This is a genomic window from Bradyrhizobium sp. B124 (assembly GCF_038967635.1).
Classification (GTDB): Bacteria; Pseudomonadota; Alphaproteobacteria; order Rhizobiales; family Xanthobacteraceae; genus Bradyrhizobium.
The window spans coordinates 4,071,896-4,097,989 of the sequence record NZ_CP152413.1; the positions used below are offsets into that span (position 1 = coordinate 4,071,896).

At 64.6% G+C, this 26,094-nt stretch carries 26 protein-coding genes; 12 read left to right on the plus strand and 14 right to left on the minus strand.

Translation table 11 applies throughout. The features are described from left to right. Positions 1-120 precede the first annotated feature (120 nt). Positions 121-645 carry a hypothetical protein gene (locus tag AAFG13_RS19575; RefSeq protein WP_212315808.1) on the minus strand — a complete coding sequence of 175 codons (525 nt, stop codon included), beginning with the start codon at positions 643-645 and terminating at the stop codon, positions 121-123. A gap of 433 nt (positions 646-1,078) precedes the next feature. Between AAFG13_RS19575 and AAFG13_RS19580 the strand changes: the two genes are divergently transcribed. Beyond that, positions 1,079-2,542 (plus strand): catalase, encoded by a 1,464-nt coding sequence (locus AAFG13_RS19580; protein ID WP_342713040.1) that lies wholly within the window; start codon positions 1,079-1,081, stop codon positions 2,540-2,542. Between the two features lie 219 nt (positions 2,543-2,761). Here AAFG13_RS19580 and AAFG13_RS19585 read toward each other — a convergent pair whose 3' ends face one another. From AAFG13_RS19585 to AAFG13_RS19600, 4 genes are all read right to left on the minus strand, one after another. Beyond that, positions 2,762-5,101, minus strand: coding sequence for a Tex family protein (locus AAFG13_RS19585; protein ID WP_342713041.1), 2,340 nt, complete (start codon positions 5,099-5,101; stop codon positions 2,762-2,764). A 119-nt stretch (positions 5,102-5,220) separates the two neighbouring features. Then, a complete protein-coding gene (locus AAFG13_RS19590) occupies positions 5,221-6,075 on the minus strand; it encodes an amidohydrolase family protein (protein WP_342713042.1) in 855 nt (284 codons plus the stop codon). Next, complete coding sequence (locus tag AAFG13_RS19595; protein WP_342713043.1) at positions 6,072-7,109, minus strand: aldo/keto reductase; 1,038 nt, start codon at positions 7,107-7,109, stop codon at positions 6,072-6,074. The genes AAFG13_RS19590 and AAFG13_RS19595 overlap by 4 nt, the downstream gene beginning before the upstream one ends. Before the next feature lie 133 nt (positions 7,110-7,242). Beyond that, a complete protein-coding gene (locus AAFG13_RS19600) occupies positions 7,243-7,560 on the minus strand; it encodes a monooxygenase (protein WP_342713044.1) in 318 nt (105 codons plus the stop codon). A 114-nt stretch (positions 7,561-7,674) separates the two neighbouring features. Between AAFG13_RS19600 and AAFG13_RS19605 the strand changes: the two genes are divergently transcribed. Further along, entirely contained in the window at positions 7,675-8,220 is a 546-nt protein-coding gene (locus AAFG13_RS19605) for a TetR/AcrR family transcriptional regulator (RefSeq protein ID WP_283815117.1), read from the plus strand. Positions 8,221-8,229: 9 nt separating this feature from the next. Here AAFG13_RS19605 and AAFG13_RS19610 read toward each other — a convergent pair whose 3' ends face one another. The 6 genes from AAFG13_RS19610 to AAFG13_RS19635 all read right to left on the minus strand — a co-directional run bounded on the left by AAFG13_RS19610 (position 8,230) and on the right by AAFG13_RS19635 (position 13,693). Next, positions 8,230-9,069 carry a class I SAM-dependent methyltransferase gene (locus AAFG13_RS19610; protein ID WP_342713045.1) on the minus strand — a complete coding sequence of 280 codons (840 nt, stop codon included), beginning with the start codon at positions 9,067-9,069 and terminating at the stop codon, positions 8,230-8,232. A gap of 47 nt (positions 9,070-9,116) precedes the next feature. Continuing rightward, positions 9,117-9,974, minus strand: coding sequence for an alpha/beta hydrolase (locus tag AAFG13_RS19615; protein WP_342713046.1), 858 nt, complete (start codon positions 9,972-9,974; stop codon positions 9,117-9,119). Positions 9,975-10,058: 84 nt separating this feature from the next. Then, positions 10,059-11,090 carry a hypothetical protein gene (locus tag AAFG13_RS19620; protein ID WP_342713047.1) on the minus strand — a complete coding sequence of 344 codons (1,032 nt, stop codon included), beginning with the start codon at positions 11,088-11,090 and terminating at the stop codon, positions 10,059-10,061. 221 nt (positions 11,091-11,311) lie between these two features. Then, entirely contained in the window at positions 11,312-12,433 is a 1,122-nt protein-coding gene (locus AAFG13_RS19625; RefSeq protein ID WP_342713048.1) for a branched-chain amino acid ABC transporter substrate-binding protein, read from the minus strand. A gap of 235 nt (positions 12,434-12,668) precedes the next feature. Then, the gene (locus AAFG13_RS19630) at positions 12,669-13,148 is read right to left on the minus strand and encodes a hypothetical protein (protein ID WP_342713049.1); all 480 of its coding nucleotides are present in this window, start codon (positions 13,146-13,148) and stop codon (positions 12,669-12,671) included. Between the two features lie 32 nt (positions 13,149-13,180). Then, positions 13,181-13,693, minus strand: coding sequence for a hypothetical protein (locus AAFG13_RS19635; protein WP_342713050.1), 513 nt, complete (start codon positions 13,691-13,693; stop codon positions 13,181-13,183). Between the two features lie 101 nt (positions 13,694-13,794). On the opposite strand from AAFG13_RS19635, the gene AAFG13_RS19640 reads away from it, so the two are divergent. Further along, a complete protein-coding gene (locus AAFG13_RS19640) occupies positions 13,795-14,097 on the plus strand; it encodes a hypothetical protein (protein WP_342713051.1) in 303 nt (100 codons plus the stop codon). Positions 14,098-14,136: 39 nt separating this feature from the next. On the opposite strand, the gene AAFG13_RS19645 is transcribed toward AAFG13_RS19640, so the two are convergent. Next, positions 14,137-15,117 carry an AraC family transcriptional regulator gene (locus AAFG13_RS19645; RefSeq protein WP_212408748.1) on the minus strand — a complete coding sequence of 327 codons (981 nt, stop codon included), beginning with the start codon at positions 15,115-15,117 and terminating at the stop codon, positions 14,137-14,139. Between the two features lie 371 nt (positions 15,118-15,488). On the opposite strand from AAFG13_RS19645, the gene paaG reads away from it, so the two are divergent. Both paaG and paaZ read left to right on the plus strand, forming a co-directional pair. After that, entirely contained in the window at positions 15,489-16,280 is a 792-nt protein-coding gene (paaG, locus tag AAFG13_RS19650) for a 2-(1,2-epoxy-1,2-dihydrophenyl)acetyl-CoA isomerase PaaG (protein ID WP_342713052.1), read from the plus strand. A 115-nt stretch (positions 16,281-16,395) separates the two neighbouring features. After that, the gene (gene paaZ, locus AAFG13_RS19655; protein ID WP_342713053.1) at positions 16,396-18,423 is read left to right on the plus strand and encodes a phenylacetic acid degradation bifunctional protein PaaZ; all 2,028 of its coding nucleotides are present in this window, start codon (positions 16,396-16,398) and stop codon (positions 18,421-18,423) included. Between the two features lie 8 nt (positions 18,424-18,431). Here paaZ and AAFG13_RS19660 read toward each other — a convergent pair whose 3' ends face one another. Then, the gene (locus AAFG13_RS19660; RefSeq protein WP_212316453.1) at positions 18,432-19,085 is read right to left on the minus strand and encodes a TetR/AcrR family transcriptional regulator; all 654 of its coding nucleotides are present in this window, start codon (positions 19,083-19,085) and stop codon (positions 18,432-18,434) included. A 174-nt stretch (positions 19,086-19,259) separates the two neighbouring features. Further along, the gene (locus tag AAFG13_RS19665; RefSeq protein WP_097673243.1) at positions 19,260-20,180 is read right to left on the minus strand and encodes a LysR substrate-binding domain-containing protein; all 921 of its coding nucleotides are present in this window, start codon (positions 20,178-20,180) and stop codon (positions 19,260-19,262) included. Positions 20,181-20,280: 100 nt separating this feature from the next. Between AAFG13_RS19665 and AAFG13_RS19670 the strand changes: the two genes are divergently transcribed. From AAFG13_RS19670 to AAFG13_RS19700, 7 genes are all read left to right on the plus strand, one after another. Next, entirely contained in the window at positions 20,281-21,054 is a 774-nt protein-coding gene (locus AAFG13_RS19670) for an ABC transporter ATP-binding protein (RefSeq protein WP_342713054.1), read from the plus strand. Continuing rightward, on the plus strand, positions 21,051-21,773 hold the full coding sequence (locus tag AAFG13_RS19675) for an ABC transporter ATP-binding protein (RefSeq protein ID WP_342713055.1): 723 nt from the start codon (positions 21,051-21,053) through the stop codon (positions 21,771-21,773). Before AAFG13_RS19670 ends, AAFG13_RS19675 begins: the two co-directional genes overlap by 4 nt. A 1-nt stretch (position 21,774) precedes the next feature. Further along, positions 21,775-22,689, plus strand: coding sequence for a branched-chain amino acid ABC transporter permease (locus AAFG13_RS19680; RefSeq protein ID WP_092124380.1), 915 nt, complete (start codon positions 21,775-21,777; stop codon positions 22,687-22,689). A gap of 3 nt (positions 22,690-22,692) precedes the next feature. Continuing rightward, on the plus strand, positions 22,693-23,766 hold the full coding sequence (locus AAFG13_RS19685) for a branched-chain amino acid ABC transporter permease (RefSeq protein WP_342713056.1): 1,074 nt from the start codon (positions 22,693-22,695) through the stop codon (positions 23,764-23,766). Between the two features lie 30 nt (positions 23,767-23,796). Continuing rightward, positions 23,797-24,984, plus strand: coding sequence for an ABC transporter substrate-binding protein (locus tag AAFG13_RS19690; protein ID WP_212315838.1), 1,188 nt, complete (start codon positions 23,797-23,799; stop codon positions 24,982-24,984). A gap of 88 nt (positions 24,985-25,072) precedes the next feature. Continuing rightward, positions 25,073-25,801, plus strand: coding sequence for a LamB/YcsF family protein (locus tag AAFG13_RS19695; RefSeq protein ID WP_092124377.1), 729 nt, complete (start codon positions 25,073-25,075; stop codon positions 25,799-25,801). A 38-nt stretch (positions 25,802-25,839) separates the two neighbouring features. After that, entirely contained in the window at positions 25,840-26,082 is a 243-nt protein-coding gene (locus AAFG13_RS19700; RefSeq protein ID WP_021082329.1) for an acetyl-CoA carboxylase, read from the plus strand. The last annotated feature ends 12 nt before the right edge of the window (positions 26,083-26,094 follow it).

Consider the following 26,094-nt stretch of genomic DNA (forward strand, 5'->3'; position numbering starts at 1 on the left):
AACTCCCCGAGTTCTCAAACTCTCCGAGCGCCCCGCAACGGTCGCCGCCAGACTATCCCATTCCGGGGCTGGATGGAACGCCTGGCGACGGCCGCGACAACGGTGCGGTTCGTTGGGCGATCACCAATAGTCCCCGCACACATTGACCCATTGCAGCCCGTACGACGTCCATACCCTGCGGTAGCAGCCGTCATAGTAATCGGCATAGATGGCGGGCCCGCCGAAGAAGGCGAAGCGATGGAAGCGGTGATGGTGGTGGAAGAAGCCGCCATGATGGAAAAAGTGCGAGCCGTGGAATCCGGCACCGGCGAAGCGCGGGCCGAACGCCGGTGCGCCGGCGAAGCGCGCGCCGCCAAAATGCCCACCGGCAAAATGTCCGCCGCCGCCCATGGCGGCGAACGCCATACCTCCACCACGCATGCCGCCGCCGAAGCCACCGCCATGCATTCCGCCACCAAAACCGCCACCGTGCATGCCGCCGCCCATGGCGCCACCAAAACCGCCGCCATGGCCGCCACCGAAGCCACCGCCACCGCCGTGCCCACCACCGCCACCGCCGCCACCTCTGGCCAAGGCTACGGGTGCAAGCGCGACGCTGACGGCGAGCGTCGCCGCCGTGAGAAGCGTGAAGAGCCTGTTCGTCATGAAATCCTCCCTGATTGGGACCGCGGCGAACCTCGTGTCGCCGCACGCAGAGCATGATCAGAAGACGCAAGCGTGAGGCCGACTTCAACTGACAAATGCGCCAGATTCTGACGCCGGATTTAGGATTGGCGAGGAGGCCGGCACGCGCAGCAAATGCCTGGATCGCGGGCCGCGCCTGCGTTGGCCGAGATCGACGGACATTTGGCTGGAATCAGCGGTTAGCGCGCGTTGAATCGATCCGCCGGGTTTCTTAATCCTGCAGCCATCCAAGAAACGACGTCGTCGTGGCGGGATCGTAGACCCGGTTCACAATTTGTCGATTACCGGGTCTCCCCGTCGCGCCGGCCGTAACCCATCCGCGATGCAATCGTCTTTCGCCGGGCTTCTCTGGGCGCCGGGACGACGAGTGCTGACTTCCAGCAAGGAGCTTTCGATGAGCGACGAGATCAAGAGACCGTTTCTGACCCACGCCTCCGGCGCACCCGTTGCCGATAATGTGAACATCATGACGGCGGGGCCGCGCGGGCCGGCGCTATTGCAGGATGTCTGGCTGATCGAGAAGCTGGCGCACTTTCACCGCGAAGTGATCCCGGAGCGTCGAATGCACGCCAAGGGCGCCGGCGCGCACGGCACCTTCACCGTCACCCACGACATCACCCGCTACACCAAAGCCAGCATCTTCTCGGAGATCGGCAAGCAGACGCCGATGTTCGCGCGGTTCTCGACCGTTGCCGGCGAGCGCGGCGCGGCGGACGCGGAGCGCGACATCCGCGGCTTCGCGCTGAAATTCTACACCGACGAAGGCAATTGGGACGTGGTGGGCAACAACACGCCGGTGTTCTTCTTCCGCGATCCCCTGCGTTTCATCGACCTCAACCACGCGATCAAGCGGCATCCGCGCACGGGCGTGCGCGACCCCGACATGAACTGGGATTTCTGGACGCTGCTGCCGGAAGCACTGCACCAGGTCACCATCGTGATGAGCGAGCGCGGCATCCCGAAGAGCTTCCGTCACCAGCACGGCTTCGGCAGCCACACCTACAGCATGATCAACGCGAACAACGAGCGCGTCTGGGTGAAATTCCATTTCCGCACCCGGCAGGGTGTGCAGAACCTGACCGACGCCGAGGCCGAGGCACTGATCGGCAAGGACCGCGAGAGCCACCAGCGCGATCTGTTCAACAGCATCGAGCGCGGCGATTTCCCGCGCTGGACGCTGTTCATCCAGGTGATGACGGACGCGCAGGCCAAGGCCTTCGCGTTCAACCCGTTCGATCTGACCAAGGTGTGGCCGAAGGCGGATTATCCCCTGATCGAGGTCGGCCATTTCGAGCTCAACCGCAACCCAGAGAACGTCTTCGCCGAGGTCGAGCAGGCGGCGTTCACGCCGGCCAATGTCGTGCCCGGCATCGGCTATTCGCCGGACAAGATGCTGCAGGCCCGCCTGTTCTCCTATGGCGACGCACAGCGCTACCGGCTCGGCGTCAACCACCACCAGATCCCGGTCAACGCGCCGAAATGCCCGTTCCACAGCTATCATCGCGACGGCGCGATGCGCACCGACGGCAATCTGGGCGGCACGCTGACCTATTGGCCGAACAGCCACGGCGAATGGACTGACCAGCCGCAGCTGAACGAGCCGCCGCTCGAAATCTCTGGCGCGGCCGGACACTGGGATCATCGCGTGGATGACGACCATTGGCAGCAGCCGGGCGATCTGTTCCGCAAGATGAATGCCGCGCAAAAGAAGGCGCTGTTCGACAACACCGCCCGCCAGGTCGGCCAGGCGTCGAAGCACATCCAGGAACGGCATGTTGCGAATTGCGGCAAGGCCGATCCGGCCTACGGCAAGGGCGTGGCGGACGCGCTCGCAAAGTTCGCAGCCGGTAAATTGTAACGCAATGCCTTGACGAATGAAGCACTACGTCCCGTCATCCTGAGGTGCGAGCTCTTGCGAGCCTCGAAGGATGCACGGCCCCGTCTCTGGCCGATTCATCCTTCGAGGCCCGCTCCGCGGGCACCTCAGGTTGACGGGCAGCTCGGGCGACTCGGCCGGACGCGTCACGCAGTCGATTTGAAACAGGGCGGCGAGCGCAGCTTGCCGCCCTCACCTCGCTCAGGTCGGCTTGCCGCGTCCGCTCTTCTCGGCGGCGCGGCGTAGCGCCTCGGCGAGCGCACCGCCGCCCGACTGCTCCTGCGGCTTGCGCGGAGCTGACGACGTCATCTTGGCCGAGCCGCGTGAGAAATCGCGTGACGGTCCCGCATTGTCCTTCTTCGGCCCGATCTCGTCGTCAAGCCGCAGCGTCAGCGCGATGCGCTTGCGTGCGACCTCGACATCCAGGACCTTGACCTTGACGATGTCGCCCGGCTTCACCACCTCGCGCGGGTCCTTGATGAAATTCCTCGACATCGCCGAGATATGCACCAGGCCATCCTGGTGCACGCCGATATCGACGAAAGCGCCGAAGGCGGCGACATTGGTCACGGTGCCTTCGAGGATCATGCCCTTCTTGAGATCCTTGACCTCCTCGACGCCGTCCTTGAACACCGCCGCCTTGAACGCCGGACGCGGGTCGCGGCCGGGCTTCTCCAGCTCGCGCAGAATGTCGGTGACGGTCGGCAGACCGAACGTGTCATCGACGAAGGATTGCGGCCTGAGCCCGCGCACCACGTCGGCGTTGCCGATCAGCGCCTTGATGTCGCTCTTGGTGGCCTCGAGGATGCGGCGCACAACGGGGTAGGCTTCCGGATGTACGCCGGATGAATCGAGCGGGTCCTCGCCGTTGCTGATGCGCAGGAAGCCGGCGCACTGCTCGAACGCCTTCGGCCCAAGCCGCGGCACCTCCTTCAGCGCCTTGCGCGACTTGAACGGGCCGTTGGCGTCGCGGTGCTGCACGATGCTCTGCGCCAGCCCCTGCCCGATGCCCGACACCCGCGAGAGCAGCGGCACCGAGGCGGTATTGGCATCGACGCCGACCGCGTTCACGCAGTCTTCCACCACGGCATCGAGCGAGCGCGCCAGCTTGGCTTCGCCGAGATCGTGCTGGTACTGGCCGACGCCGATCGCCTTCGGATCGATCTTGACCAGCTCGGCCAGCGGATCCTGCAGGCGCCGCGCGATCGAGACCGCGCCGCGAATGGTGACGTCGAGGTCGGGCAACTCGTTCGAGGCGAAGGCGGAGGCCGAGTAGACCGATGCGCCGGCTTCGGAGACCACGATCTTGGTCATCTTGCGCTCGGGCAGCCGCTTCACGAGCTCGGCGGCGAGCTTGTCGGTCTCGCGCGAGGCGGTGCCGTTGCCGATCGCGATCAGCTCGACGCCATGCTCGATCGCGAGCTTGCCAAGGATGGCCAGCGCCTCGTCCCAGCGCCGTTGCGGCTCGTGCGGAAAGATCGCCGTATGCGCCACCACCTTGCCGGTGGCATCGATCACCGCGACCTTGACGCCGGTGCGATAGCCGGGGTCGAGCCCCATGGTGGCGCGCGGGCCGGCCGGCGCCGCCAGCAGCAGATCGCGCAGGTTCGAGGCGAACACGCGCACCGCTTCGGTCTCCGCCGCGGTCCACAGCCGCATCCGCAGGTCGATGTTGAGATGGATCTGGATCTTGGTGCGCCAGGCCCAGCGCACCGTCTCCGTCAGCCACTTGTCGCCCTTGCGGCCCTGGCTCGAGATCGCAAAGCGGTTCATGATCCTGAGCTCGTAGAGGCCGGGCACGCCGACCGCCGGCGCCTCGGCCTCCGGCTTGATCGCGAGGTCGAGGATCTCTTCCTTCTCGCCGCGGAACAGCGCCAGGATGCGGTGCGACGGCAGCTTCGGCAGCGGCTCGGAGAAATCGAAATAGTCCTTGAACTTCTCGCCTTCGGTCTTTTTGCCGGTACGGACGGTCGAGGCCATGATGCCGTTCGACCACATCTCCTCGCGCAGCGCGCCGATCAGATCGGCATCCTCGGCGAAGCGCTCGACCAGGATCGCACGCGCGCCGTCCAGCGCGGCGGCGACGTCGGCGACCTGTTTTTCGGCATTGACGAAGGGCGAAGCGGCCTCGTTCGGATCGCTCTCGGGCTGCGTCAACAGCCGATCGGCGAGCGGCTCGAGCCCGGCCTCCTTGGCGATCTCGGCCTTGGTGCGACGCTTCGGCTTGTACGGCAGATAGATGTCTTCCAGGCGGCCCTTGCTGTCGGCGGCCATGATCTGGGCTTCGAGCGCGGCGTCGAGCTTGCCCTGCTCGCGGATCGAGTTGAGCACCGCGGTGCGGCGCTCCTCGAGCTCGCGCAAATAGGTCAGCCGCTCTTCCAGCGTGCGCAGCTGGGCGTCATCGAGCGCGCCGGTGAGCTCCTTGCGGTATCGCGCGATGAACGGCACCGTGGCGCCGCCGTCGAGCAGCGTCACCGCCGCCTCGACCTGCTCGTCGCGAACTCCCAGCTCCTGCGCAATCTGATGATGGATCTTTGCCACGCCTGTCTCTCTCACCCCGTTGCGCCGCCAAATCACCGATGGCGCGGACGCCGCTTATGGACCATCCCGGAATGATTCATCAAGGCGCGCTGTGGATCAAATTTGGCGCGCCGCGCGCGCTATTTCCGGGATGTTGGCCGCCCACGGCTTGACAAATACACCCGCGCCGCATTGCCGCCGAAAATCGCAGCTCTTGCCTCACTTGACAAATCAGCAAGCAGGCTCTCGGCGGCGGCGAACCAGTGCGCATAGCCGCCGGCGAGGTTGACGACGGGCCAATCGCTGCCCCACAGCATGCGCTGCGGCCCGAAGCATGCCAGTGCATGATCCACCGCCTCGCGGAAATCGGCGACCTGCCAGTTCGGCGCGGCCTCCGTCGCCAAGCCCGACAGCTTGCAGACGACGTTGGACCGTGACGCAAGGCTTGCGATGTCGCGCTTCCAGGCCGCGATGTCGCCAGTTGCGAGTTGCGGCTTGCCGAAATGGTCAAGCACGAATTGCAGGTCCGGATGGCCATCGACCACCTGAACGAGCCGCGGCAAATGGCGCGGCAATACCAGCGCGTCGAACACGAGGCCGTACTGCGCCATGGCCTCGAGCGGCGCGGCCAGTTCCGGCCGCAGCAGCCAGTCGTCGTCGGCGATGTCCTGCACCATCGGCCGCAGGCCAACCAGCAGTTCGCGCCCGGCGATCGCGTCGACCCGCGTCGCGGCGTCGTCAGCATCGAAGTCGATCCAGCCGACCACGCCGCGCACCAGCTCCGCGCCTTTGGCGACGTCAAGCATGAACGCCGTCTCCGCCTCGGTCGGCGCCGCCTGCACCAGGATCGTGCCTTCGATCCCGGCCGCGGCCAGATGCGGCATCAAATCGGGCAGGCCGAAGTCGCGGTAGATCGGCCCGCGTTCGGGCGTCAGCCAGCCGTAATCGGCGCGCGCCAGGGTCCATACATGGTGATGGGCATCGATCCGCATCATGCCGGCACCGGCGCGTGCTGGTCGAGCAGCCCCTCGGCTTTCAGGTCGCGCCACAGCGCGGTGGGGACGGGCGACGACAAGGCGGCGGCGTTGCGCTCGACCTCCTGCGGCGTCTGTGCGCCGAGCACGACGCTCGCGACCGCCGGATGACCCAGCGCGAAATGCAGCGCGGCGGTCGCGAGCGCCACACCGTGGGCGCGGCAGACGCGCTCGATTGCCGCCACCTTCTTCATCACGTCGGGCGGCGCGTCCTTGTAATTGTACTTGGCGCCGGCAACCGCGCCGGTTGCCAGGATGCCGGAGTTGAACACGCCGCCGAGCATCACGCCGATGCCCTGCGCCTGCGCCAGCGGCAGGAATTCGGCGAGCGCCGGCTGCTCGAGCAGCGAGTAGCGGCCGGCGAGCAGCATGGTGTCGAACGTGCCGGCCCTGGCGAAGCGCACACACATCTCGGCCTCGTTGACGCCGATCCCGATGCCCTTGACCACGCGCTCGGCGCGCAATTTGTCGAGCGCGACATAGGCGCCCTCCATCGCCTCGCGGAACCTGGCTTCGATCGCGTCGGCACCATGGGTCCAGACGTCGACGTCGTGGATCAGCAGCAAGTCGATATGATCGGTGCCGAGCCGCAGCAGCGACTGCTCGACCGAGCGCATGGTGCCGTCATAGGAATAGTCGACCACCGCACGATGCGGCTGGCCACCAACAAAGTTCGAGCCGTCGCCGCGGCCATGGAACGCGTCCATCCAGCGCCCGACCTTGGTACAGACGACGATATCGTCACGCGCCACGCGGCGTAGCGCGGTGCCGCAGCGATGTTCGGCGAGACCATGCCCATAGAGCGGTGAGGAATCGAGCAGGTTCACGCCCAGCGCAAACGCCCGCTCCGCTGCCGCGATCGCTGTGGCGTCGTCGAGCCGCGCAAAGAGGTCGCCGAGCGGCGCGGTGCCGAAGCCGAGGATGGAGACATCGAGCCCGGTGCGGCCGAGCCTGCGGCGGGGCAGCGCCGGATGTGGGGATGGAGTTTGGTTCACCGTGACGGCTCCCGTGCAGTTTTCTTGCTTGCAGGGAGAGTAGCCTCGCGGGCGAGCCGAGCACAAGCGGACGCGCCGTCAAGCGACAGTCGAAAGTTCCGCGCAATCGTGGGTCCGACCTGACGACGTGAGCCTATTCGTCGTCGGAGCTGATCTCCTTGGTCACATTGTCGACCACGACGGGGCTCTCGAAATATGTGACCGTCGGATCGGCGCCGTATTTGTCCCGGGCGCGGGCGCGCCACGCAGCGGTGTACAGCGCTTCCGCCTCACCCCTCGAGTTCCAGAAATAGATGCCTCCGGCCGTCATGCCGTCCTCGGACAGCACGTAGGTCTTGCGAAACAGCCCCGGTACGTCGCGATAGAGCGGTGCGGTGCTCAGGAAGATGCTGCGCGCTTCCTCGCGGGTGACCGGCTTCGGCAATTTGAACGTCGTGACGGCGGTAATCATGAAAACCTCCCGAGGGACCATTCTTGACATAATCGTCAAACTTGACAATTATGTCAAGAATGATCCGGTGGAGCGAATCGCATGGTAGGCGTGCGTCAGTTTGACGAGGACGAGATGATCGCAACCGCGCTCGACGTGTTCTGGCGCAAGGGGCTGCACGACGCGACCATGCAGGACCTCGCTGCGGCGACCGGCGTGCAGCGCGGCAGCCTCTACAACGCCTATGGCGACAAGGAAGCGATCTTCCTGCGCGCCTTCGATCAGTATACCGGGCAGTTCCTGGAGGCGGCCGGCAACGCGTTGTCCAACGCCGACGCCGCGGCGGGGCTGAGGCGCTTCTTCGACATGATCATCGTCAACATGACCGACGGTTCGCCGCCACGCGGCTGCCTGACCACACGCACAGCGCTCGACGCGGCCATTTCAAGCACGGATGTGCGTCAGCGGGTGCAGGATGTACTCACGCGGCTTGAGCAGCTGATCGGCAAGGCCATCGGCACGGCGCCGGGCAAGCGCAGCGCGGCCGACGCGAACCGGCTGGCGCGCGTCATCGTGACGTACACCCGCGGGCTGGCCGTGATGGAGCGCGCCGGGTACAGCCGCAAGCAGTTGAGGGAATTGGCCGCGACGTTCATCGACGCGGTCGTCGGCAATGCCTGAGGTCGCGGTTCAGCCCGGCTGCCTGCGCGACCATGCGCCGACGAAGGTCGGCAGCACAAAAACGCCCTGCATGGCGACCACCTCACTGCGCAGGCGCTCGGCAAACCTGTCCAGCGCCAGATCCGCTTCGGTGGCGACGCCGAGCTTGACGATATGCGGCAGATTGCTGCGCAGGCCGCTCGCCATGTAATCGTAACCGTCGAAATCCGCCCCGCCTCCGGCCGGCGCAAACAGGCTCATGCGCGGCGCGGGAAGCCCGGCTGCCACGAAGGCGCCGTGCAACGACAATCCCATGCGGTTGTTCAGACCCGCCCGCTTGAACATCTCCTTCACAGTGCCCCACGCCTGCGACAGCAGCGGCGACGGCGGATTGGCGATCGGCCCCTCGCCCCAGTCGAGATCCTGGAACGCCACGACGCCATCGGGCTTGACGTGCCCGAGCAAGTGCCGAATCAGCGCCGCGGGATCCTTCACATAGATCAGCACGAGCCGGCCGACGACCGCATCGAAATCGCGGTCCAGCTCGATCGTGCTGATATCGCCGACCCGGAACGAGACCTGGCGGAGGCCGAGCGAACGCGCCGTGCCCGCGGCTTCCTCGACGATGGCGGGGTTGCTGTCGACCCCGACGACCGCCCCGCTCTCGCCGACCAGGCCAGCGGCGATGAACGACACGCTGCCGGCTCCGGCTCCGACGTCGAGCACCTTCATGCCCCGCGAGAGCCCGGCCTCCTTCAGCAGTTGCCATGTGGACGCATCGTAGAGCTGCGACTGGCGCTTGAGCCTGTCGGTCTCCGCGGTCGAACGCCCCATCACATAGTTCGGATCGTAGCCGGAGGTCTCTTGCATGGATCTACCCGTCTTCGGTTCGTGAATGGAGGCGGCCGCGCCCGTGCTCAAGCCGGCCGCAGGCCCGACAGGAATGCTTGCAGATCCGCCGCGAAGCGCTGCTCGAACGCGATGGCGCGGTGGGGTGAATGGCCGCATCCCTCATAGCGAACGATGTCGGCACGCGGATTGTCGTGCGCGAAGCGCGCATCGTGGTCCTCCAGCAAGGCTGCCCCACATCCGGGATCGGCCTGAATGATCCTGACGGGACAAAGGAATTCCCGCCCGGTCGGAATCGCAGCAAGGACGGAGGTCGCAACGTTTCCGTCCGCCCAGCAGCGCGCGTCTTGCCGCTGCAGCGCTGACGCATGGCTCAACAGATGACGGGAGCCGAAATGATCGCAGCCGATCCCGCCCATGGGCGTCGGAGAGTCTGCAAGGAACGCAAGGTAGGCGCCGAGCGGCGCGCGCGCCTGCTGCCACGCCGCCTGACGCGCGCTGACGATCGAAAACAGCTTTGGGAATGCCGATTTCTCCCACTCGCCCGGCTGCCCAAGATACCATGGCGGATCCTCGAGGAAGGCGGCGCGCACATTGGCATCACCGCGCTGTGCCAGCACACCGGCCACACAGCCGCCGAGCGAGTGCCCGACGATCACCGCCGGACGCCCGATTGCCGCCAATGCGGTCTCCGCGTCCGAGACATAATCGGCGAGCGCGTAGCTCGGGGCCCGATCCGAGTGCCCGTGTCCCCGGAAATCCAGGGTCCAGACCCGATATCGGTCCTTGAGCCGGCCGCCGGTTTCCTGCCATGTGTCTCGGCTGAGCGACAGGCCGTGCAGAAGCAGGATCGGTTCACCGTCCGGCGGGCCATCGACCGAAGCCGCAAGCCTGACGCCGTTATTGTCGAGCGTAATGTCGGTCACCAAACATCTCCGTTGCGAAATACCATCAGCATCCGGTACCGTCCGGCCGGCTTGCAATTCGGCGTGAGCTGCCATCCGCCAGTCTCAGCGTCCGATCTGCCGGAACTTGTCTGTGAGGCCGTCGAGATAACCGACCCAGGTCGAATTGATCGGCTGGTTCTCGATCAGCGCGTGAAAGCGGATCATCATGCAGATCAGGAATAGCGGCTGGATGAATGCCGCGCGCACCGTCACCGCCAGCAGGGCCGCGATGAAGACGGTGACCACGGCGCCATATTCCCTGACGGCCTCAGGCAGCCAGACCGTCACCACCCCTGCGGGGACCAGCAGCAGCAGGCAAAGCAGGATGCTCAGGATCCGCTCGACGACGACCATCCAGACCGACGTCGCCAGGATCGGCTTGGCGTTCTGGCAATAATAGACCAGTCCGTCCTGGATGCTGCGCCTCGGATCGCCGCCGCCGCGCGCCAGATCGTAGGACAGCACCACCTTGTCCAGATAGCGCGTCGCGGCCGACAGGATGGTGTTGAGCAGACCGACGATCGCCTTCATGCCGGGCGCCGGCAGCCAATCGCCAAGCGTATCGAGCGCATTGTGAAACGCGCGGAGCACGGCGCGGATCAGCGCACCAAGTCCGAACAGGATCGCGACCTCGCCGAACCGGTCCATCACGATCCGGCGGCCGTAAGCGAACTGCCCTTCGCTGCCGTTGCCGATGCTGCCGCGCGTGATCAGCTCGGTCAACACGGCGACATGGCCGCAGGCGATCATGTGAAGCGTGTAGCGCAGGACGGCGCCCCAGATCCATCCGCCGGGCAACAGGATGCCAAGCAGCCAGCAATAGCCAAACACGCTGGCGACATGGGTGCCGAGCCAAACCGCGCCGCCGACCGCGACCACCGCCCAGATGGCGCACGCCGCGGCAAAGGCCAGCAGCACGCCCCAGCGCGCCAGCGCATAGGGCAAGGTTTCGATCAACAGCTTCAGCGCCGTCGCCAGGCCGTGATCGTGAACCAGCAACGGATATGAATGGGATGCCCCTTGGGATTGTCCCGCACCGTGCCAATCGGCTGAACCGCCGCGGCCGCCGCCATTGCTCAGACTTATGTCAGACACGTGTTGCCTCTTGGGTTGCCGTGATCGATCGAAATTGGATTCAAAGGGATCGTTGTTGCGGGATCAGCTCGATGACTCATGCGGCATCCTGCCTTGTCCGCCGCGGACCAGGCATCACAGCGCCAACACCTCGGGGCTGGCAGAGGGTTGGTCCGTTGGCGCTGTGAGCCGGCACAGCCGCGACATCGATCAGGGAGGAGCGCCGATGTCGCGACCAGCGATCATTGACCGGCTGCCGGCAACTCGGCGTAGTTGCCGTCCTTGTCGCGACGGTACACGACGTAGTCGATCAGGGTGATGTCACCCTTCGGCGTGTAGCTGATGTTGCCGAGCACGGTGTCCCAGTGTCCACTCTTGATGGTCGCCGCGATCTTCTTGGCGTCCGTGGTCTGGGCACGGGCGACGGCCTGGCTCCAGATCTGGAAGGCGGCATAGCTGTAAAGCGTATAGCCGTCCGGATCGATGCCCTTGTCCTTGAACTTCTTCAAGGTCGCGGCCGCGGTCACCTTCTTGCGCGGATCGGGCGAGAAGGTGAACAGCGAGCCCTCGGCAAGCGGACCCGCGATCGCGGCGAACTGCTTGTCGACCAAGGCGTCGCCGCCCATCAGCACGGCATTGACGCCCTGCTCGCGCATCTGGCGCAGGATCAATGCCGCCTCGGCGTAGTAGCCTCCGACATAGACGAAATCGATCGACTCCTTCTTGAAGCGGGACACCAGCGCGGCAAAATCCTTGTCGCCCTTGGTGTAGGCTTCATAGAGCTTTTCCTTCACGCCCGCCGCGTTGATGGCGTTCTTCGTTTCGTCGGCAAGGCCTTTACCGTAGGTCGTCTTGTCGTGGATGATCGCGACGTTCTTGGTCTTGTAGTTCTTGATGATATAGGCGGCCGCGACCATGCCCTGCTGGTCATCGCGGCCGCAGACGCGGAACGTGTTCCACAATCCGCGCTCGGTGAAGAGCGGGTTGGTCGAACCCGGCGTGATCTGCAGCACGTTACCCTCGGCATAGGCGTCCGAGGCAGGAATCGAGGTCGACGAGCAGAAGTGCCCGACCACGAACGGAATCTTCGCGCCTGCCATCTTCTCGGCAACCGACACCGCCTGCTTCGGATCGCAGGCGTCGTCGCCGACTTCCAGCTTCAGCTTCTTGCCGAGCACGCCGCCCGCCGCATTGATATCGGCGATGGCGAGGTCAGCACCGTTCTTGAACTGCTGACCGAAGCTCGCCTCCGAGCCGGTCATCGGCCCAACCACGGCAACACTGATATCCTGGGCCATGGCCGCGCTGGACAATGCCAGGCTCGTGCCAAGCGCAAGGAAGTATCCTCGAAGTGCAAACTTCATCATATTCTCCTCGATGGTCTCAAGTCGCCTCAATGCATCGCAATCGACTGGTATGGCCGGCCGCAACGATCGCCGGGGGCTGCCTTGTATGCGCGCGATGAGCAGCAGGCTCGGACTGAGGCGACGGGGGATTGGACATATGCGACATCGGGCAACAATGTGAAACACGTTGCCGTGCATTGGCGCCTGGAATCGCCCTGTGTGCGCGTCAGCACACAGCTGATGGCTTGTTCGATCACGGCCGCACCAGCGGCTCGGACTCCGCCGGCTTGACGTCGGCTCCGACCGGTGGTGCTGCCGCCTCAACAGCGCCTTTCGGCTCGATCTCGTAGTAACCGCCGACCTTGATCGCACCCCATTGCGTCGAGACCGCCAGATTGATTCGCTGTCGCGCCGGCAAATCGGCATCGGTGTGCCGGCCGGCGATGCCGCCCTGCGACAGGACTTCGATGTGGGATAGCCGAACGCCGTCCGCATTCCAGAAGTCGAAGTTGAGATGTTGCGACAGCGGACGGCCGAACACCCCCATCTCCTTGAAAGCGAGCTCGACGTCGACATGGCCCGGCCCCACCATGAAGCTGTAGTAATGGCCGCTGATATCATTGGTGATGTTGGAGCGATTGACACCGGCGCCGAGCACCGTCGGTTGATGCGGATCGGTGGACTGTGCCGACGCCGGGGCGGCCAACCCGCCAAGGCAGAGAACGAGGCGCACGGCCGGTTTCGCGAGGATCCTGGACTTGCTCATCATGTGCGGAACGCGCCGGCGCTAATTCGGGTTGGCAGATAGGGGGCGCGCTTGCTCGCGGTCATCGGAGAACAGCAAGGGCGTCGACCGCATGTCTGCGCGAGATGACCGCAAAGCTTGACGACAGCGATCGATTTCCGGCCCTGCCAGGCCGTCACCGTGAAACCGATCGGGACAGCACTGCGCTCGAAAACATGCAGCTTGGCAATACCGGCGGCAGCGCCGGCCGCAAGCGAGATCGTGATTTCGCCGGCGGCGGTGCCACCAGGCCGGATCGGCGATTGCCGCGGTGATCCGAACGAGAGTTCGCTCCCGGCCGAGACCGCAACGGTCTGTTGGAACCCGTTCTCGATACTGAGCACAGGTTTCGCTCCCGCGGCCTCGGTGGCGATCGGCGCTATTCCCGCTAGAAGGCAGAGAATCACTGATGCTGATCGAATGAGTGAAGCCGACATAAGCGCAATCCTTCCTGAATGAGTGCGCCCAACACCCAACAGGTTCGCGACGGCCACGCTCTTTTCTCTTCGACATCACACGTTATGCCGGACGACAGGCTTGCGAGCGCGCCGACGCGCCCTTAATGATCGGCTGCCTCGCACGACGTCCGATCGCCATGAAGATTGACAAGCGCCTTCTCGAACAATTTCCTTGGACGCTTCGATCCGCCGCGCTCGTTGCAATGGCGGTCATCGCGGCAGCCGCGACATCCACCCCCGAAGGCGCAATCCGTTGGGATGCGAAGAATGCTTACCTCAAATGCGACGGCGTGATCGACGGCACCATCGCCTGGCCCTCCGCGCCGCAGGCGACATGCGTCGCCATGCTGATGTGCGCGAACGAGCGCGCGCTATCCGCAGAGCGTCACCAACGGCTGATCGAACAGATCCGGCGGGTGCCTGGTTGCGGAGAGCCGTAGAGAGCGGTCGGGCCGCACAACGGGAATCCGGACGATCGATCAGGAACGCCGCGGCACCGCGCGAATATCCGACGGCGTCACGCCGTAGTGCCGGCGGAAGGTGCGGTTGAAGTAGGACAGATCGCCGAACCCGACTTCGAATGCAATCGTGCCGATGGTGGTGCGGCTGTGGCGCGGATCGGTCAGCAGATGATGTGCGCGCGCCAGGCGCTGGCCGAGCACGAATTCCGAGAATGTCGACCCCGCGCTCTCGAACAGCCTCTGGATATGACGCGGCGTGAGCTTCAGCCGGGCAGCCACCGCGGGCAGCGTGAGGTCGCCGTAGCTGAGATTGTCACTGATGTCGGCCTTGACCGCGGCAAGCCGGGCAGCCGCCAGTCCGCCGTCTTCCGCGGCAACCGCCGCATCCCGGTTGGCGCCGATAATCAGCGCGCCGAGATCGATCAGATGCTTGACGACGGCGCCGCGCAGCTCGGGAGTCGAAAGCTGGTAGCTGTCGTCGAGCTCCCTGATGTAAAGCGCCAGCAGCCGCATCGCCTCGGTGTTCGCCGGCAGGGGGCGGATCAGCATGTCTTCGGGATCGTTGACCAGCGAGGCCAGCGCCTTGCGCGGCAGCCGGAGGCCGACGAAGCGGCTCGGTGACACTGGCACCACCATGTTGCCGGCTTCCGCGCTCGACTGCAGCACGGCCTGGCCCGGGCCGAGCTCGATATCGCGGCCGCGCTGCGAAGCATGGGTGTTGCCGCTCGTGATGATCGTCAGCACGAGGTCGTCGGTGCCGTCGAGCAGTTCGCGCGGTCTTGCGATCTTGAGATTGCTGCACGCCCACGATCCGATGCCGAGCCCGGACAATTCGCGCACATTGACTTCGGCAGTAAACGCGCCGTCGTCGAGCGGCTCCGGATCGAGCTTGACGATCATCCGCCCGATCTGCTCGCGAAAGATCGGCAAGCGGTCTCGCTCGCCGAAATGCGCGGTCGAAAACCGAAACCCTGTGATATCGCCCGACTGCATTGTCATCGGCTCGCCCTCATGGCGGCGGAGGTCGCGGTTCATATACGGCTGATTTGTGGCGACGCACCGCGAAGCATGGGGGCCATGCAGCGCGGCCGCAAACGTGAACCTTTCGCGGGTTCCGTCGATGGCTCGATCTGACAAGTGTCAAGCATCGCGCATAAGCGTCGCAAATACGCAGCGCAGCGCGCGAGAAGCTCATCTGACGTCGTGCGCGAAGTCCCGACCGGGAATAGAATTGTCCTCGCTCGATAAACCCGAAGACGCCGTCGGCATCGGAGCGCGGATAATTATAATTGACTGACCGGACGGTCAATAGTAATCCGGTCGAAGGTCACGCGACCCTCGGTCATCAGAAGCCGCAACGGGAGGTAATAATGGTCAGCGATTTGGTGTTGACCGATATCCGCGACGGATATCGCGTCCTGACGCTCAACAGGCCCGATCGCCTGAATTCATTCAGCGCCGAACTGCAGACAGCCTTGCTCACCGCGCTGATCGGAGCCGAGCAGGACAGATCCTGCCGCGCGCTGATCCTGACCGGAGCCGGACGCGGATTCTGCGCCGGCCAGGATCTTTCGGATGGCGTATTCACGCCGGGCGAGACGCCGGATCTCTCCGTGCGAATTGAAAAATTCTACAACCCGCTGGTGCGCAAGCTGCGCAGCATCCCGATGCCGGTCGTGTGCGCCGTCAACGGTGTGGCCGCGGGCGCTGGCGCGAATGTGGCTCTTGCCTGCGATATCGTGATCGCCGCACGATCGGCCAAGTTCATTCAGGCCTTCGCGAAGCTCGGCCTCGTCTCGGATTCCGGTGGCACCTGGTTCCTGCCGCGGCTGGTCGGACCTGCCCGGGCGCGTGCCTTGACCCTGCTGGCCGAGCCTGTCTCCGCAGAACAGGCGCAGTCATGGGGCATGATCTGGAAGATGGTTGAGGATGCGGATCTGATGACCGAGGCTCACGCCCTCGCCGCCAACCTCGCGACGCAACCCACGGATGGCCTAGCGCTGATCAAGCAGGCGCTCGATGCGTCCGAGACCAATACGCTCGATGCGCAGCTCGACCTCGAGCGCGATTTCCAGGGCCGCGCCGGGCGGACGTCGGATTTCGCCGAGGGCGTGACCGCGTTCCTCGAGAAACGCGCGCCGCGCTTCGTCGGACGCGCCTAGACGCAGAATTGAACATTCCGCCGACACGGCAAGACGCAACATAGATCACAGGTCAAAGGGTTCGATTTCAATGACACAGCCTCAATCCGGCGCCGCGCGAACGGCAGAGCCTGTCATGAAGCTCAACAGCTTCGTCCGTGGACATTGGACCGGTTCCGGCGAACCGGCTGCCGAGATTCACAGTGCCGTGACCGGCGATGTCGTGGCGCTCGCGACCAGGAGCGATCTCGACATGCGCGAGATCCTCGCCTATGGCCGCACGGTCGGCGGCAAGAATCTCCGCAAGCTGTCGTTCCACCAGCGTGCGGGCCTGTTGAAGGCGTTGGCCGACTATCTGAGCCAGCACAAGGACCGACTTTACAAACTGTCGCTCCATGCGGGCGCAACCCACACCGACGCCATGATCGACGTCGATGGCGGCATTGGCACGCTGTTCGCCTATGCCAGCAAGGGACGCCGCGAGCTTCCGAACACCAAGTACCTGCTCGACGGCAACGTCGAGGGGCTCTCCAAGGGCGGCGCATTCGCCGGTCAGCACATCGTCACGCCATTGCACGGCGTTGCCGTGCATATCAACGCATTCAACTTCCCGTGCTGGGGCATGCTGGAGAAGCTGGCGCCCGCATTACTCGCCGGCGTTCCCGTCATCACCAAGCCGGCGACCGTCACCTCCTATATCGCCTACGAGCTGGCGCGGATGATCACCGAATCCGGAGCACTGCCGGAAGGCGTGCTGCAGTTCATCGTCGGATCGACCGGCGACCTGTTCGACCATCTCACCTGCCAGGATGTGGTGTCCTTCACGGGCTCGGCCGACACCTCGCAAAAGCTGCAACGGCATCCGGTCATCGCGCGCGAGGCTGTCAGGTTTATCGCGGAGCGGGATTCGCTCAACGCCGCGATCCTGGCGCCGGACGCCGTGCCGGGAAGTCCGGAGTTCGACCTCTTCATCAAGGAGGTGGCAAAGGAGATGACGGTCAAGGCCGGGCAGAAATGCACCGCGATCCGCCGCGCATTGGCGCCGGCAGCGCAGATCGACGCCGTCATCACGGCGCTGCGCGAGCGTCTCGCCAAGGTCACGATCGGCAATCCCGAGAACGAGAAGGTCAGGATGGGACCGCTGGTCGGCCTCGCCCAGCGCAGCGACGTGCTTGCTCACGTGGCGAGGCTTCGCACCGAAGCCGAACTGGTGGCCGGCGATCCCGACAACTTCGCGCTGGTCGACGCCGACGCCAAACGCGGCGCCTTCGTCCCGCCGCTGCTGCTGCACTGCGCGAAGCCGCTCGCCGCAACCGCGGTCCACGAGATCGAGGCGTTCGGGCCGGTCTGCACCGTGATAGGCTATGACGATCTCGACCAGGCCATCGCGCTGACCAATCGCGGTGGCGGCAGCCTCGTCGCATCGGTCTACACCCATGACATCCCGGCCGCGACCGAGCTCGCGTTCGGCATCGGTAGTTTTCACGGCCGTGTCGCGATCATCGATCGCGACTGCGCGACCGAGCACACCGGACACGGCTCGCCGATGCCGCAGATGGTTCACGGCGGACCGGGCCGCGCCGGCGGCGGCGAGGAACTCGGCGGCGTCCGCAGTCTCCAGCACTACATGCAGCGCATCGCGTTGCAGGGCTCCCCTCGCATGCTGAGCGGCGTCACCGGCCGCTGGTTCAAGGGCAGCCCGATGCTCGAAGGTGACCTGCACCCGTTCCGCTATCACTATGACGATCTCGAGATCGGCCGCACGCTGGTCTCGAAGGCGCGGCAGATCACGCTCGACGACATCGAGCACTTCGCGCATTTCACGGGCGACACCTTCTACGCCCATATGGACGAGGAAGCGACCAAGGGCCATCCGTTCTTCCCGGGCCGCGTCGCGCATGGCTACCTGCTGCTGTCGTTCGCGGCCGGCCTGTTCGTCGATCCCGATTACGGACCGGTGCTGGCGAATTACGGCCTCGATAGCCTGCGCTTCGTCAAACCGGTGCAACCGGGCGAACAGATCCAGGTGCGCCTGACCGCGAAGGAGAAGACGCCGCGCAACAAGCAGTATGGCGAGGTGCGCTGGGACGTCGAGATCACGACCGGGACCGGCGAGACCGCGGCGACATATGAACTTCTGACGATGAATGCGATGCGGGCGTAACGCGCAGCTCAGAGCAACGCGGCCTGCCGGCTTCGGCCGGCGGGTTTTGCCTTGCTGCGCGGCCGGCTGACGGCCGCATCCGCGGCACCCGCCAACACCAGTTGCGCGACGAAGTCGGCGTATTCGGCGCGGGTCATCGGCCCGCCCTCGCGAAACCACATATAATGCCAGTTCAGCATGCCGAACACGCTCATCGTCAGCGGCTTGAGGACGCGCTTCTGCTTCGCCGCTGGCACCGCCGCGGCGAGCGCATCCGACATGATCCCGACCAGGATCCGCTCGCTCGCCAGCAGCGGCTGCTGCTTGTCCTTCGGCAGCAGCTTGAGACTTGCGATCTGCACCTGATGCTCGGCGTCGGCATGCCGGTAGAGCTCGAGCAAGGTCGCAACGATAGTCCTGAAGCGCTCAACCGGATCGCCGGCCTGCGCGCTCGCCTTCCGAACCGCCGCCACCAGCTTTTCGAGATGCGACGACAGGATGTCGAACAGGATCGCTTCCTTGTCGGGATAATAGTGATAGAGCAGCGCCTTCGAGACACCGCAGGCGTCGGCAATCGTGTTCATCGACGTGCCGACATAGCCCGATGCGGCAAAAAGCTCGGCCGAGCGATACAGCATCGAGAGGCGCTTGTCGTCGTAGTCCTTGGCGCGCGATCGGGCCATGTCTTTCCGTTCCACCGGCCGGCTATTCGGCCTTCGTCCAGAGATGTGAATCAAATGACGGCAAAATTTCGGGACCACCGCCCTGCTTGCGCCGGGCCGCGTCCGAACCAGCATTTATTGACCATCCGGTCGAATAATTCCATGCCTGAGTTGGAATGGCGCCTCTCCGGGATGTTAGTCGAGCTTGAACGGCTCTGATCCGGGATAGGAATGGGCGACGAACTCGCAGAAGGCGCGGGCCGCCGGCGAAAGCGCCGCATTGCCCTTCCAGGCCAGCCCGACATCCATGGTATGGACATCGTCATCAAGCGTCTTGAGCTCGATGCGATGTCCCTCGAGCGACCAGGGACGGTAGACCATGTCCGACAGGATGGTGATCCCCATCCCGGTCGCGACCATGCTGCGGACGGCCTCCACCGACAGGGTGCGGAAGATGACGTTGGGCACGTGCGCCGTATGTTGCCAGTAGCGCATTGCGGAGCGCTCGGCCTCATCGACGGTCAACATCAGATAAGGCTCGCTCGCCAGATCGGTCAGCTTGATGTTGTCCTTGCGCAGCAGCGGATGATTGACGCATGTCCACAACCGACGCGCCGAGCGCAACAGCAGCCGCGAGCGAATGGAGTGCCGGTCATGCAGGTTCGCGATCAGCATGATGGCCGCATCGACGCTGCCGCTGATCAGGCTCTGCTCGATCGCATCGCGTTGAAACTCGTGCAGCCGGACCGTGATGCCCGGGAAGGACCGCCAGAACCGCGTCAGCAACGGCGGCAGGAAATATCCGGCAACCGTATAGCTCACGGCCACGTCCACGGTGCCGTCGACCTGTGTCCCCCAGCGATGCGGCCCCCGCGTCGCATCTGACACGCTCGCCTCGATCGCGCGGGCGCGCTGCAAGAACTCGTGGCCGTCAAACGTCAGCGTCACGCCGTTGGAATGGCGATCGAACAATTTGCGGCCGAGCTCGGCCTCAAGGGCCTTGATCGACGACGTGACCGCCGATTGCGTCACGTTCAGAGCTGCCGCGGCCGCGGAAACGCGTCCGCTTTCCGCCGTCGCGATGAAGTGCCGAACCTGACGGAACGTCAGAGACATAAAAATTTCCGATATCAGCGAACGATATTTCGAATTTTACAATCCCGCGACGGAACGGAAAGATCAATCCGTCGGTTCCGGGTGAGAAGGCGTTGGGATGATGTCCGAAGGTTTGGAATTGGTCGCGCGCGGTGTCAGCGTCCAATTCGAAGGCCTGAAAGCGCTGTCCGACGTTACACTGGCCGTGCCGCGGGGACATATCGCCGGACTGATTGGCCCCAATGGAGCCGGCAAAACCACCCTTATTAATGTATTGACCGGTTTCCAGCCGGTCGGCGCGGGCATTGTGGAGCTGGAAGGAGAACCACTCAACGGCATTGCAGCGCACATGCTGCGACGCAAAGGCGTGGCGCGGACCTTCCAGTCAGGCCGGCTTTTCCGCGACCTGCCTGTGATGGACAACCTGGAAGTGACCGGCGTCGGCCTCGGTCAAGGCCGTCCCGACGCCATCAGCGAGGCCGAGCGGGTGATGGCCTGGCTCGGCATTTCGCATCTCGCCAACAGCATTGCCGGCGCGCTGCCGTATACCGACGAGCGCCGCGTTGCCATCGGCCGCGCCATCATGGGCACACCGCGATATCTGCTGCTCGACGAACCGGCGGCAGGCATGTCGGAGCATGAGAGCCACGAGCTCGCCGGCATCATCCGCAGGATCGCTTCCGAGCTCAATGTCGGCGTGCTGCTGATCGAGCACAATATCGGCCTCGTGCTGGAGCTGTGCGAGCGCATCTTCGTGCTCGATTCCGGCGAGATCATCGAAGTCGGACCGCCCGCCCAGATCCGCAACAGCGACGCCGTGCGGCATGCCTATATGGGCACGCAGCGCGACGAATTGATTCCACCGGTCGCAGCCGAAGCGGCCGTGGCATCATGACCGCACTCGTCGTCGACGACATCACGGTCAGCTACGGGCGCCTCACGGCACTCCGCGGCGTGACATTGACGGTCGACGAAGGCGAAATCCTGTTCGTGACCGGCCCGAACGGCGCCGGCAAGTCGACGCTGCTCAACGCCATCGCAGGCGTCGTACCGCCGGGCTCCGGCTCCATCATGATCGATGGCGCAAGGATCACCGGTGCCGCGCCCGAAGACATCGCCCGGCGCGGGTTTTCGCTGGTGCCGGAAGGGCGCAACGTCTTCGGCGCGCTGACGATCGAGGAGAATCTGAAGGTCGGCACCGGCATGCGCGCCGACCGCAAGACAATCGCCGGCGATCTGGATCGGGTCTACCAGGAATTCCCGATGCTGGCCGAGCGCCGCCACAGCCCGGCGGGCATGCTGTCCGGCGGCCAGCAGCAGATGCTGGTCATTGGCCGCGCGCTGATGGCCGCGCCCCGCATCATGGCCATTGACGAGCCATCGCTGGGCCTCGCGCCGAAGATCATCGACCAGGTCTACGAGATCCTGCTGCGGCTGCGGGCCCAGCGCAAGCTCACGCTGCTGATCGTCGAGCAGAGCTCGACGCGCGCCATGATGACGGGCGGGCGGATGGTCCTGATCCGCGGCGGGCGCATCGTGCTCGAGGGCCCCGCGGCCGACATGGTCAGGGACGATCGCCTGAAGCAGACCTATTTCGGCTTCGGAGATCACTGAGATGCGCGAGCTGCTCCAGATCATCTTCGACGCGCTGAGCCTCGGCAGCCTCTATGCGCTGGGCGCGCTCGGCATCGCCCTGATCTTCGGCGTCATGCGGCTCGTCAATTTCGCCCACGGCGATTTCATCGCCTTCTGCGTCTTCGCCATGCTATGGCCGTCGATCGATGCGGCGGCGATCGTGTTTGCCGGCCAGCTGCCGTTCTATCTTTTGATCCCGCTGCTGCTGCTGATCGGCGCCGCGCTGTCCATCCTGTCGGAGGTCGTCGTGTTCCGCCGCTTCCGCAACGCCAATCCGGCGACGATGATGATCGCGTCCTTCGCGCTCGGCTTCGTCATCCGGCATCTCCTGCTGATGCTGTTTTCCAGTCGGCCCAAGTCGATCACGCTGTGGCCGAGCCTCGGCCTGCCGGTCGAAGTCCTCGGCGCCCACATCCCGATGCTCCAGGTCGTGACCATCATCATCACGCTGGCCGTGCTTGTGATCCTCGTCCTGTTCCTCAAGCGCACGCGCTATGGGCTCGAGATGCGCGCAGCGGCCGACAATTTCACCATGGCGCGCATGCTCGGGGTCCGCGCCAACGGCGTGATCCTGCTGGCCTTCGCCATCAGCGGCATGCTGGCGGCGGCGATCGGCCTGATCCTGGCGACCAATTCCGGCACCGCCGACATCGGCATGGGCGCCAACGTGATGCTGATCGCGTTCATCGCGACCGTGATCGGCGGCCTCGGTAGCATTCCCGGCGCCGTTGCCGCCGGCTTCCTGATCGGTGCGGCCAGCGTCGTGTTCCAAGCGACCCTGCCGCACGACGCCCGCGTGTTCCGGGACGCGTTCGTCTACGGCGCCGTCATCGTCGTCCTTCTGGTGCGGCCGCAGGGCCTGTTCGCACCAAAATCCGCCAAGCAGAGGGTCTGATCGATGTCGCAGCGGCCGTCCGTCATCCGGCAAACGATCATCACGCCGATCGTGCTGATCGTGGCGCTGCTCATCATGGCCGCCCTCTCCTATCAGTTCGGCAGCCGGGCCTTCAACCGCACCGTGGTCGAGATGTTCATCAACATCATGGTGGTGGTCGGCCTTTACGTCTTCGTCGGCAATTCGGGCCTGCTGTCGTTCGGCCACATCAGCTTCATGTGCCTCGGCGCCTACATGACCGCCTGGCTCACCATTCCGCCGGTGATGAAATCGATCACGCTCAAGGGCCTGCCGGCGTGGCTGCTTCATGCGCAACTGCCGATGTGGGTGGCGACGCCGATTTCCGGCCTGTTTGCCGCATTGTTCGCGCTGATCGTCGGGCGCGTCATCATGCGCCTGTCGGGCATTGCCGCCTCGATTGCGACCTTCGGCCTGCTCGGCGTCATCAACAACGTCTATTCGAACTGGGATTCGGTGACGGGCGGACAAGGTTCGATCGTCGGCATTCCGCCCACCATGAATGTCTGGACCGCCTGGATCGGCGGCGCCGTGGCGATCGCGATCGCCTATCTCTATTCGATCTCGCGCTCAGGGCTGGCGCTGCGCGCCACGCGCGACGAAGCGGTCGCCGCCAGCGCCTCCGGCATCGACGTCGTCCGCGAGCGGTTGATCGCCTTCGTCGTCAGCGCCTTCATCATCGGGCTCGCCGGCGCGCTGTACGCGCACTTCCTGAGCATCGTCAATCCCGGCGCATTCTATCTGCGGACCACCTTCATCACGCTGTCGATGCTGGTGGTCGGCGGCATGTACAGCCTCAGCGGAGCGGTCTCGGGCGTGGTCGCGATATCGGTGCTGATCGAGCTGTTCCGTGATCTTGAGAAGGGCGTCAGCCTGGGCGGGCACACCGTCGGCCTGCCGAACGGCGTCCAGGAGATCGCGATCGGGATCATCACCATCGTGATCCTGATGTACTTGCCGACGGGATTGACCCGCAACCGGGAGTTCTCCTGGCGCCGATGGCCGTTGCAGCGGCGCCTGACCCGGCCCGTCCAGACCGCACTGAAGGAACTGCACTGACGCTCGTTTGTAAAATTGGAGGAGTGGCATATGCGCTTTACGACATTACTCGGCATTCTGGCCGGAGCATCCGCGCTCTGGTTCACACCTGCCCAGGCGGCCGACGAGATCGTCGTTGGTTTTGCGACCGCGGCATCCGGATTCATGCAGGCCTATGACAAGCCGGCGCAGGACGCGGCACTGATCCGGATCGATGAGATCAACAAGGCCGGCGGCCTGCTCGGCAAGAAGATCAAGCCGGTGTTTGCCGACACCAAGACCGATCAGGCCGAAGGCGCCAAAGCCGGTCTCGCGGTGCTCGACCAGGGCGCCGACCTCGTGATCGTCTCTTGTGACTACGATTTCGGCGCACCCGCGGCGCTGCAGGCGCAGGCCGCCGGCAAGGTTTCCTTCTTCCTCTGCGCCGAATCGATCAAGGCCGGGATTCCCGGCGTCGGCCCGTTCTCGTTCTCGGCCTCGGTGCTGGCACCGGTGCAGGGCGCAACCATGTCGGAATGGGCGTACACCAAGAAGAACGCGCGTAGCTTCTATCGGCTGCTCGACAGCTGGACCGTCTACAACAAGGGCATTTGCGACGGCTTCGACTGGATGCTGCCCCGCCTGAAGGAGGCCAAGCTGGTCGGCAGCGACACCTTCAAGAACGACGACGCCTCGATCGCTTCGCAGATCACGCGCATCAAGAGCCTGCCGAAGGAACCTGACGCCATCATGCTCTGCACGATGATGCCGGGCGCCGTGTCCGCCATCAAGCAGATCCGCGCCGCCGGCATCAAGTCGATGATCCTCAACGGCTCGGGCGTCGACGGCAGCTACTGGATCAACGCCGTTCCGGATCTGTCGAACTTCTATGTTCCCGTGCAGGGCTCGGTCTACGGCGACGATCCGAACCCGAAGGTCAACGAGTTCAACAAGAAGTACAAGGAAGTCACCGGCGGCGACCCGTCCAGCCAGTACGTTTATCCGGGCTACGTCCTGATCGATGTCTGGGCCAAGGCGGTCGAACGCGCCAAATCGACCGATGCGGCGCCCGTCGTCGCCGAGCTCGAGAAGATGAAAGACGAGTCCACGCTGTTCGGGCCGCGCACCTTCACCAAGGACATCCACCACCAGAACCAGGGCCGTTACCTGATCGTCGACACCGAGGCCGGCAAGCCGAAGGTGATCGACCAGTGGACGATCTCGGAAAAGATCCCGCTTGATTATCTGGTGTCCAAGTAACCCGGCAACGCGCCGCCCCGGTGCGTCAGACGCACCCGGGGGCGGCCGCGACGGTCGTATGCAAAGCCAGTTGGAAGGAAATCAGGAGATGGTCGTGATCAACTGCGACATGGGCGAGGCATATGGCCTCTACAAGATGGGCGACGACAAGGCATTGATGCCCCATATCGACGTCGCTAACGTCGCCTGCGGCTTTCATGCCTCCGACTTCAACCACATGCGCAAGACAGTGCAACTCGCCAAGCAATTCGGCGTCAAGGTCGGCGCGCATCCCTCGTTGCCGGATCTGCAGGGATTTGGCCGCCGGGAAATGAAGATCGGCCGCGAGGAGTTGACCAACTGCCTGCTCTACCAGATCGGCGCCCTCAAGGCGTTCCTGGATGCCGAAGGCATGGCGCTCAATCATATCAAGCCGCACGGCGCACTCTATGGCATGGCGTCGCGCAACGAGGACATCGCAGAAGCCGTGGCTGACGCCGCCGATGTCTACAAGGTGCCGCTGCTCGGCATGAAGGGAACGCTGCACCAGCAGGTCTATGAGCGCCGCGGCCACGCCTTCGTCGCCGAGTACTATGCCGACCTCGACTACAATGCCGACGGCAGCCTGATCATCACGCGCGAGCACGAGGCAAAGGATCCGGCCGACGCCGCTACCCGATGCGCGAGAGCCGTCAACGAGGGCAAGACGCGTACGGTGGCGGGAAACGACATCGTGGTCGGCGCCGATTCGATCTGCATTCACTCCGACACGCCGAACGCCGTCGCCATCGCGGAGGCCGTCCGCGAAGCGGTTCGTCCTTATCTCACCGCACGCTGAGCCGCCGCGGCAAAAAACCAATTACCTACGAGGAAACCATGGCAACGCAGCAGATCTTCTCGCCGCTCCCGGGCATCTTTTACCGCAAGCCCGCCCCCGACAAGCCGGTCTACAAGAACGACGGCGACGTCGTCGCGGAGAGCGACACGATCGGGCTCATCGAGGTGATGAAATCGTTTAATGAGGTGAAGGCCGGCGCCGCCGGCAAGATCGTTCGCTTCCTCGCCGAGAACGAGGATGCCGTGATGGCCGGCCAGCCGATCGCCGAGATCGACGTTTGAGCCCCCGACCAG

What these genes read in the sequence shown, in the direction of transcription:
- AAFG13_RS19590 (WP_342713042.1), bottom strand. Translation starts at nt 6,075, where the DNA reads ATGATGCGGATCGATGCCCATCACCATGTATGGACCCTGGCGCGCGCC.
- AAFG13_RS19625 (WP_342713048.1), bottom strand. Translation starts at nt 12,433, where the DNA reads ATGAAGTTTGCACTTCGAGGATACTTCCTTGCGCTTGGCACGAGCCTG.
- paaZ (WP_342713053.1), top strand. Translation starts at nt 16,396, where the DNA reads ATGAAGCTCAACAGCTTCGTCCGTGGACATTGGACCGGTTCCGGCGAA.
- AAFG13_RS19580 (WP_342713040.1), top strand. Translation starts at nt 1,079, where the DNA reads ATGAGCGACGAGATCAAGAGACCGTTTCTGACCCACGCCTCCGGCGCA.
- AAFG13_RS19575 (WP_212315808.1), bottom strand. Translation starts at nt 645, where the DNA reads ATGACGAACAGGCTCTTCACGCTTCTCACGGCGGCGACGCTCGCCGTC.
- AAFG13_RS19645 (WP_212408748.1), bottom strand. Translation starts at nt 15,117, where the DNA reads ATGACAATGCAGTCGGGCGATATCACAGGGTTTCGGTTTTCGACCGCG.
- AAFG13_RS19660 (WP_212316453.1), bottom strand. Translation starts at nt 19,085, where the DNA reads ATGGCCCGATCGCGCGCCAAGGACTACGACGACAAGCGCCTCTCGATG.
- AAFG13_RS19665 (WP_097673243.1), bottom strand. Translation starts at nt 20,180, where the DNA reads ATGTCTCTGACGTTCCGTCAGGTTCGGCACTTCATCGCGACGGCGGAA.
- AAFG13_RS19600 (WP_342713044.1), bottom strand. Translation starts at nt 7,560, where the DNA reads ATGATTACCGCCGTCACGACGTTCAAATTGCCGAAGCCGGTCACCCGC.
- AAFG13_RS19640 (WP_342713051.1), top strand. Translation starts at nt 13,795, where the DNA reads ATGAAGATTGACAAGCGCCTTCTCGAACAATTTCCTTGGACGCTTCGA.
- AAFG13_RS19675 (WP_342713055.1), top strand. Translation starts at nt 21,051, where the DNA reads ATGACCGCACTCGTCGTCGACGACATCACGGTCAGCTACGGGCGCCTC.
- AAFG13_RS19695 (WP_092124377.1), top strand. Translation starts at nt 25,073, where the DNA reads ATGGTCGTGATCAACTGCGACATGGGCGAGGCATATGGCCTCTACAAG.
- AAFG13_RS19610 (WP_342713045.1), bottom strand. Translation starts at nt 9,069, where the DNA reads ATGCAAGAGACCTCCGGCTACGATCCGAACTATGTGATGGGGCGTTCG.
- paaG (WP_342713052.1), top strand. Translation starts at nt 15,489, where the DNA reads ATGGTCAGCGATTTGGTGTTGACCGATATCCGCGACGGATATCGCGTC.
- AAFG13_RS19670 (WP_342713054.1), top strand. Translation starts at nt 20,281, where the DNA reads ATGTCCGAAGGTTTGGAATTGGTCGCGCGCGGTGTCAGCGTCCAATTC.
- AAFG13_RS19700 (WP_021082329.1), top strand. Translation starts at nt 25,840, where the DNA reads ATGGCAACGCAGCAGATCTTCTCGCCGCTCCCGGGCATCTTTTACCGC.
- AAFG13_RS19605 (WP_283815117.1), top strand. Translation starts at nt 7,675, where the DNA reads ATGATCGCAACCGCGCTCGACGTGTTCTGGCGCAAGGGGCTGCACGAC.
- AAFG13_RS19680 (WP_092124380.1), top strand. Translation starts at nt 21,775, where the DNA reads ATGCGCGAGCTGCTCCAGATCATCTTCGACGCGCTGAGCCTCGGCAGC.
- AAFG13_RS19690 (WP_212315838.1), top strand. Translation starts at nt 23,797, where the DNA reads ATGCGCTTTACGACATTACTCGGCATTCTGGCCGGAGCATCCGCGCTC.
- AAFG13_RS19685 (WP_342713056.1), top strand. Translation starts at nt 22,693, where the DNA reads ATGTCGCAGCGGCCGTCCGTCATCCGGCAAACGATCATCACGCCGATC.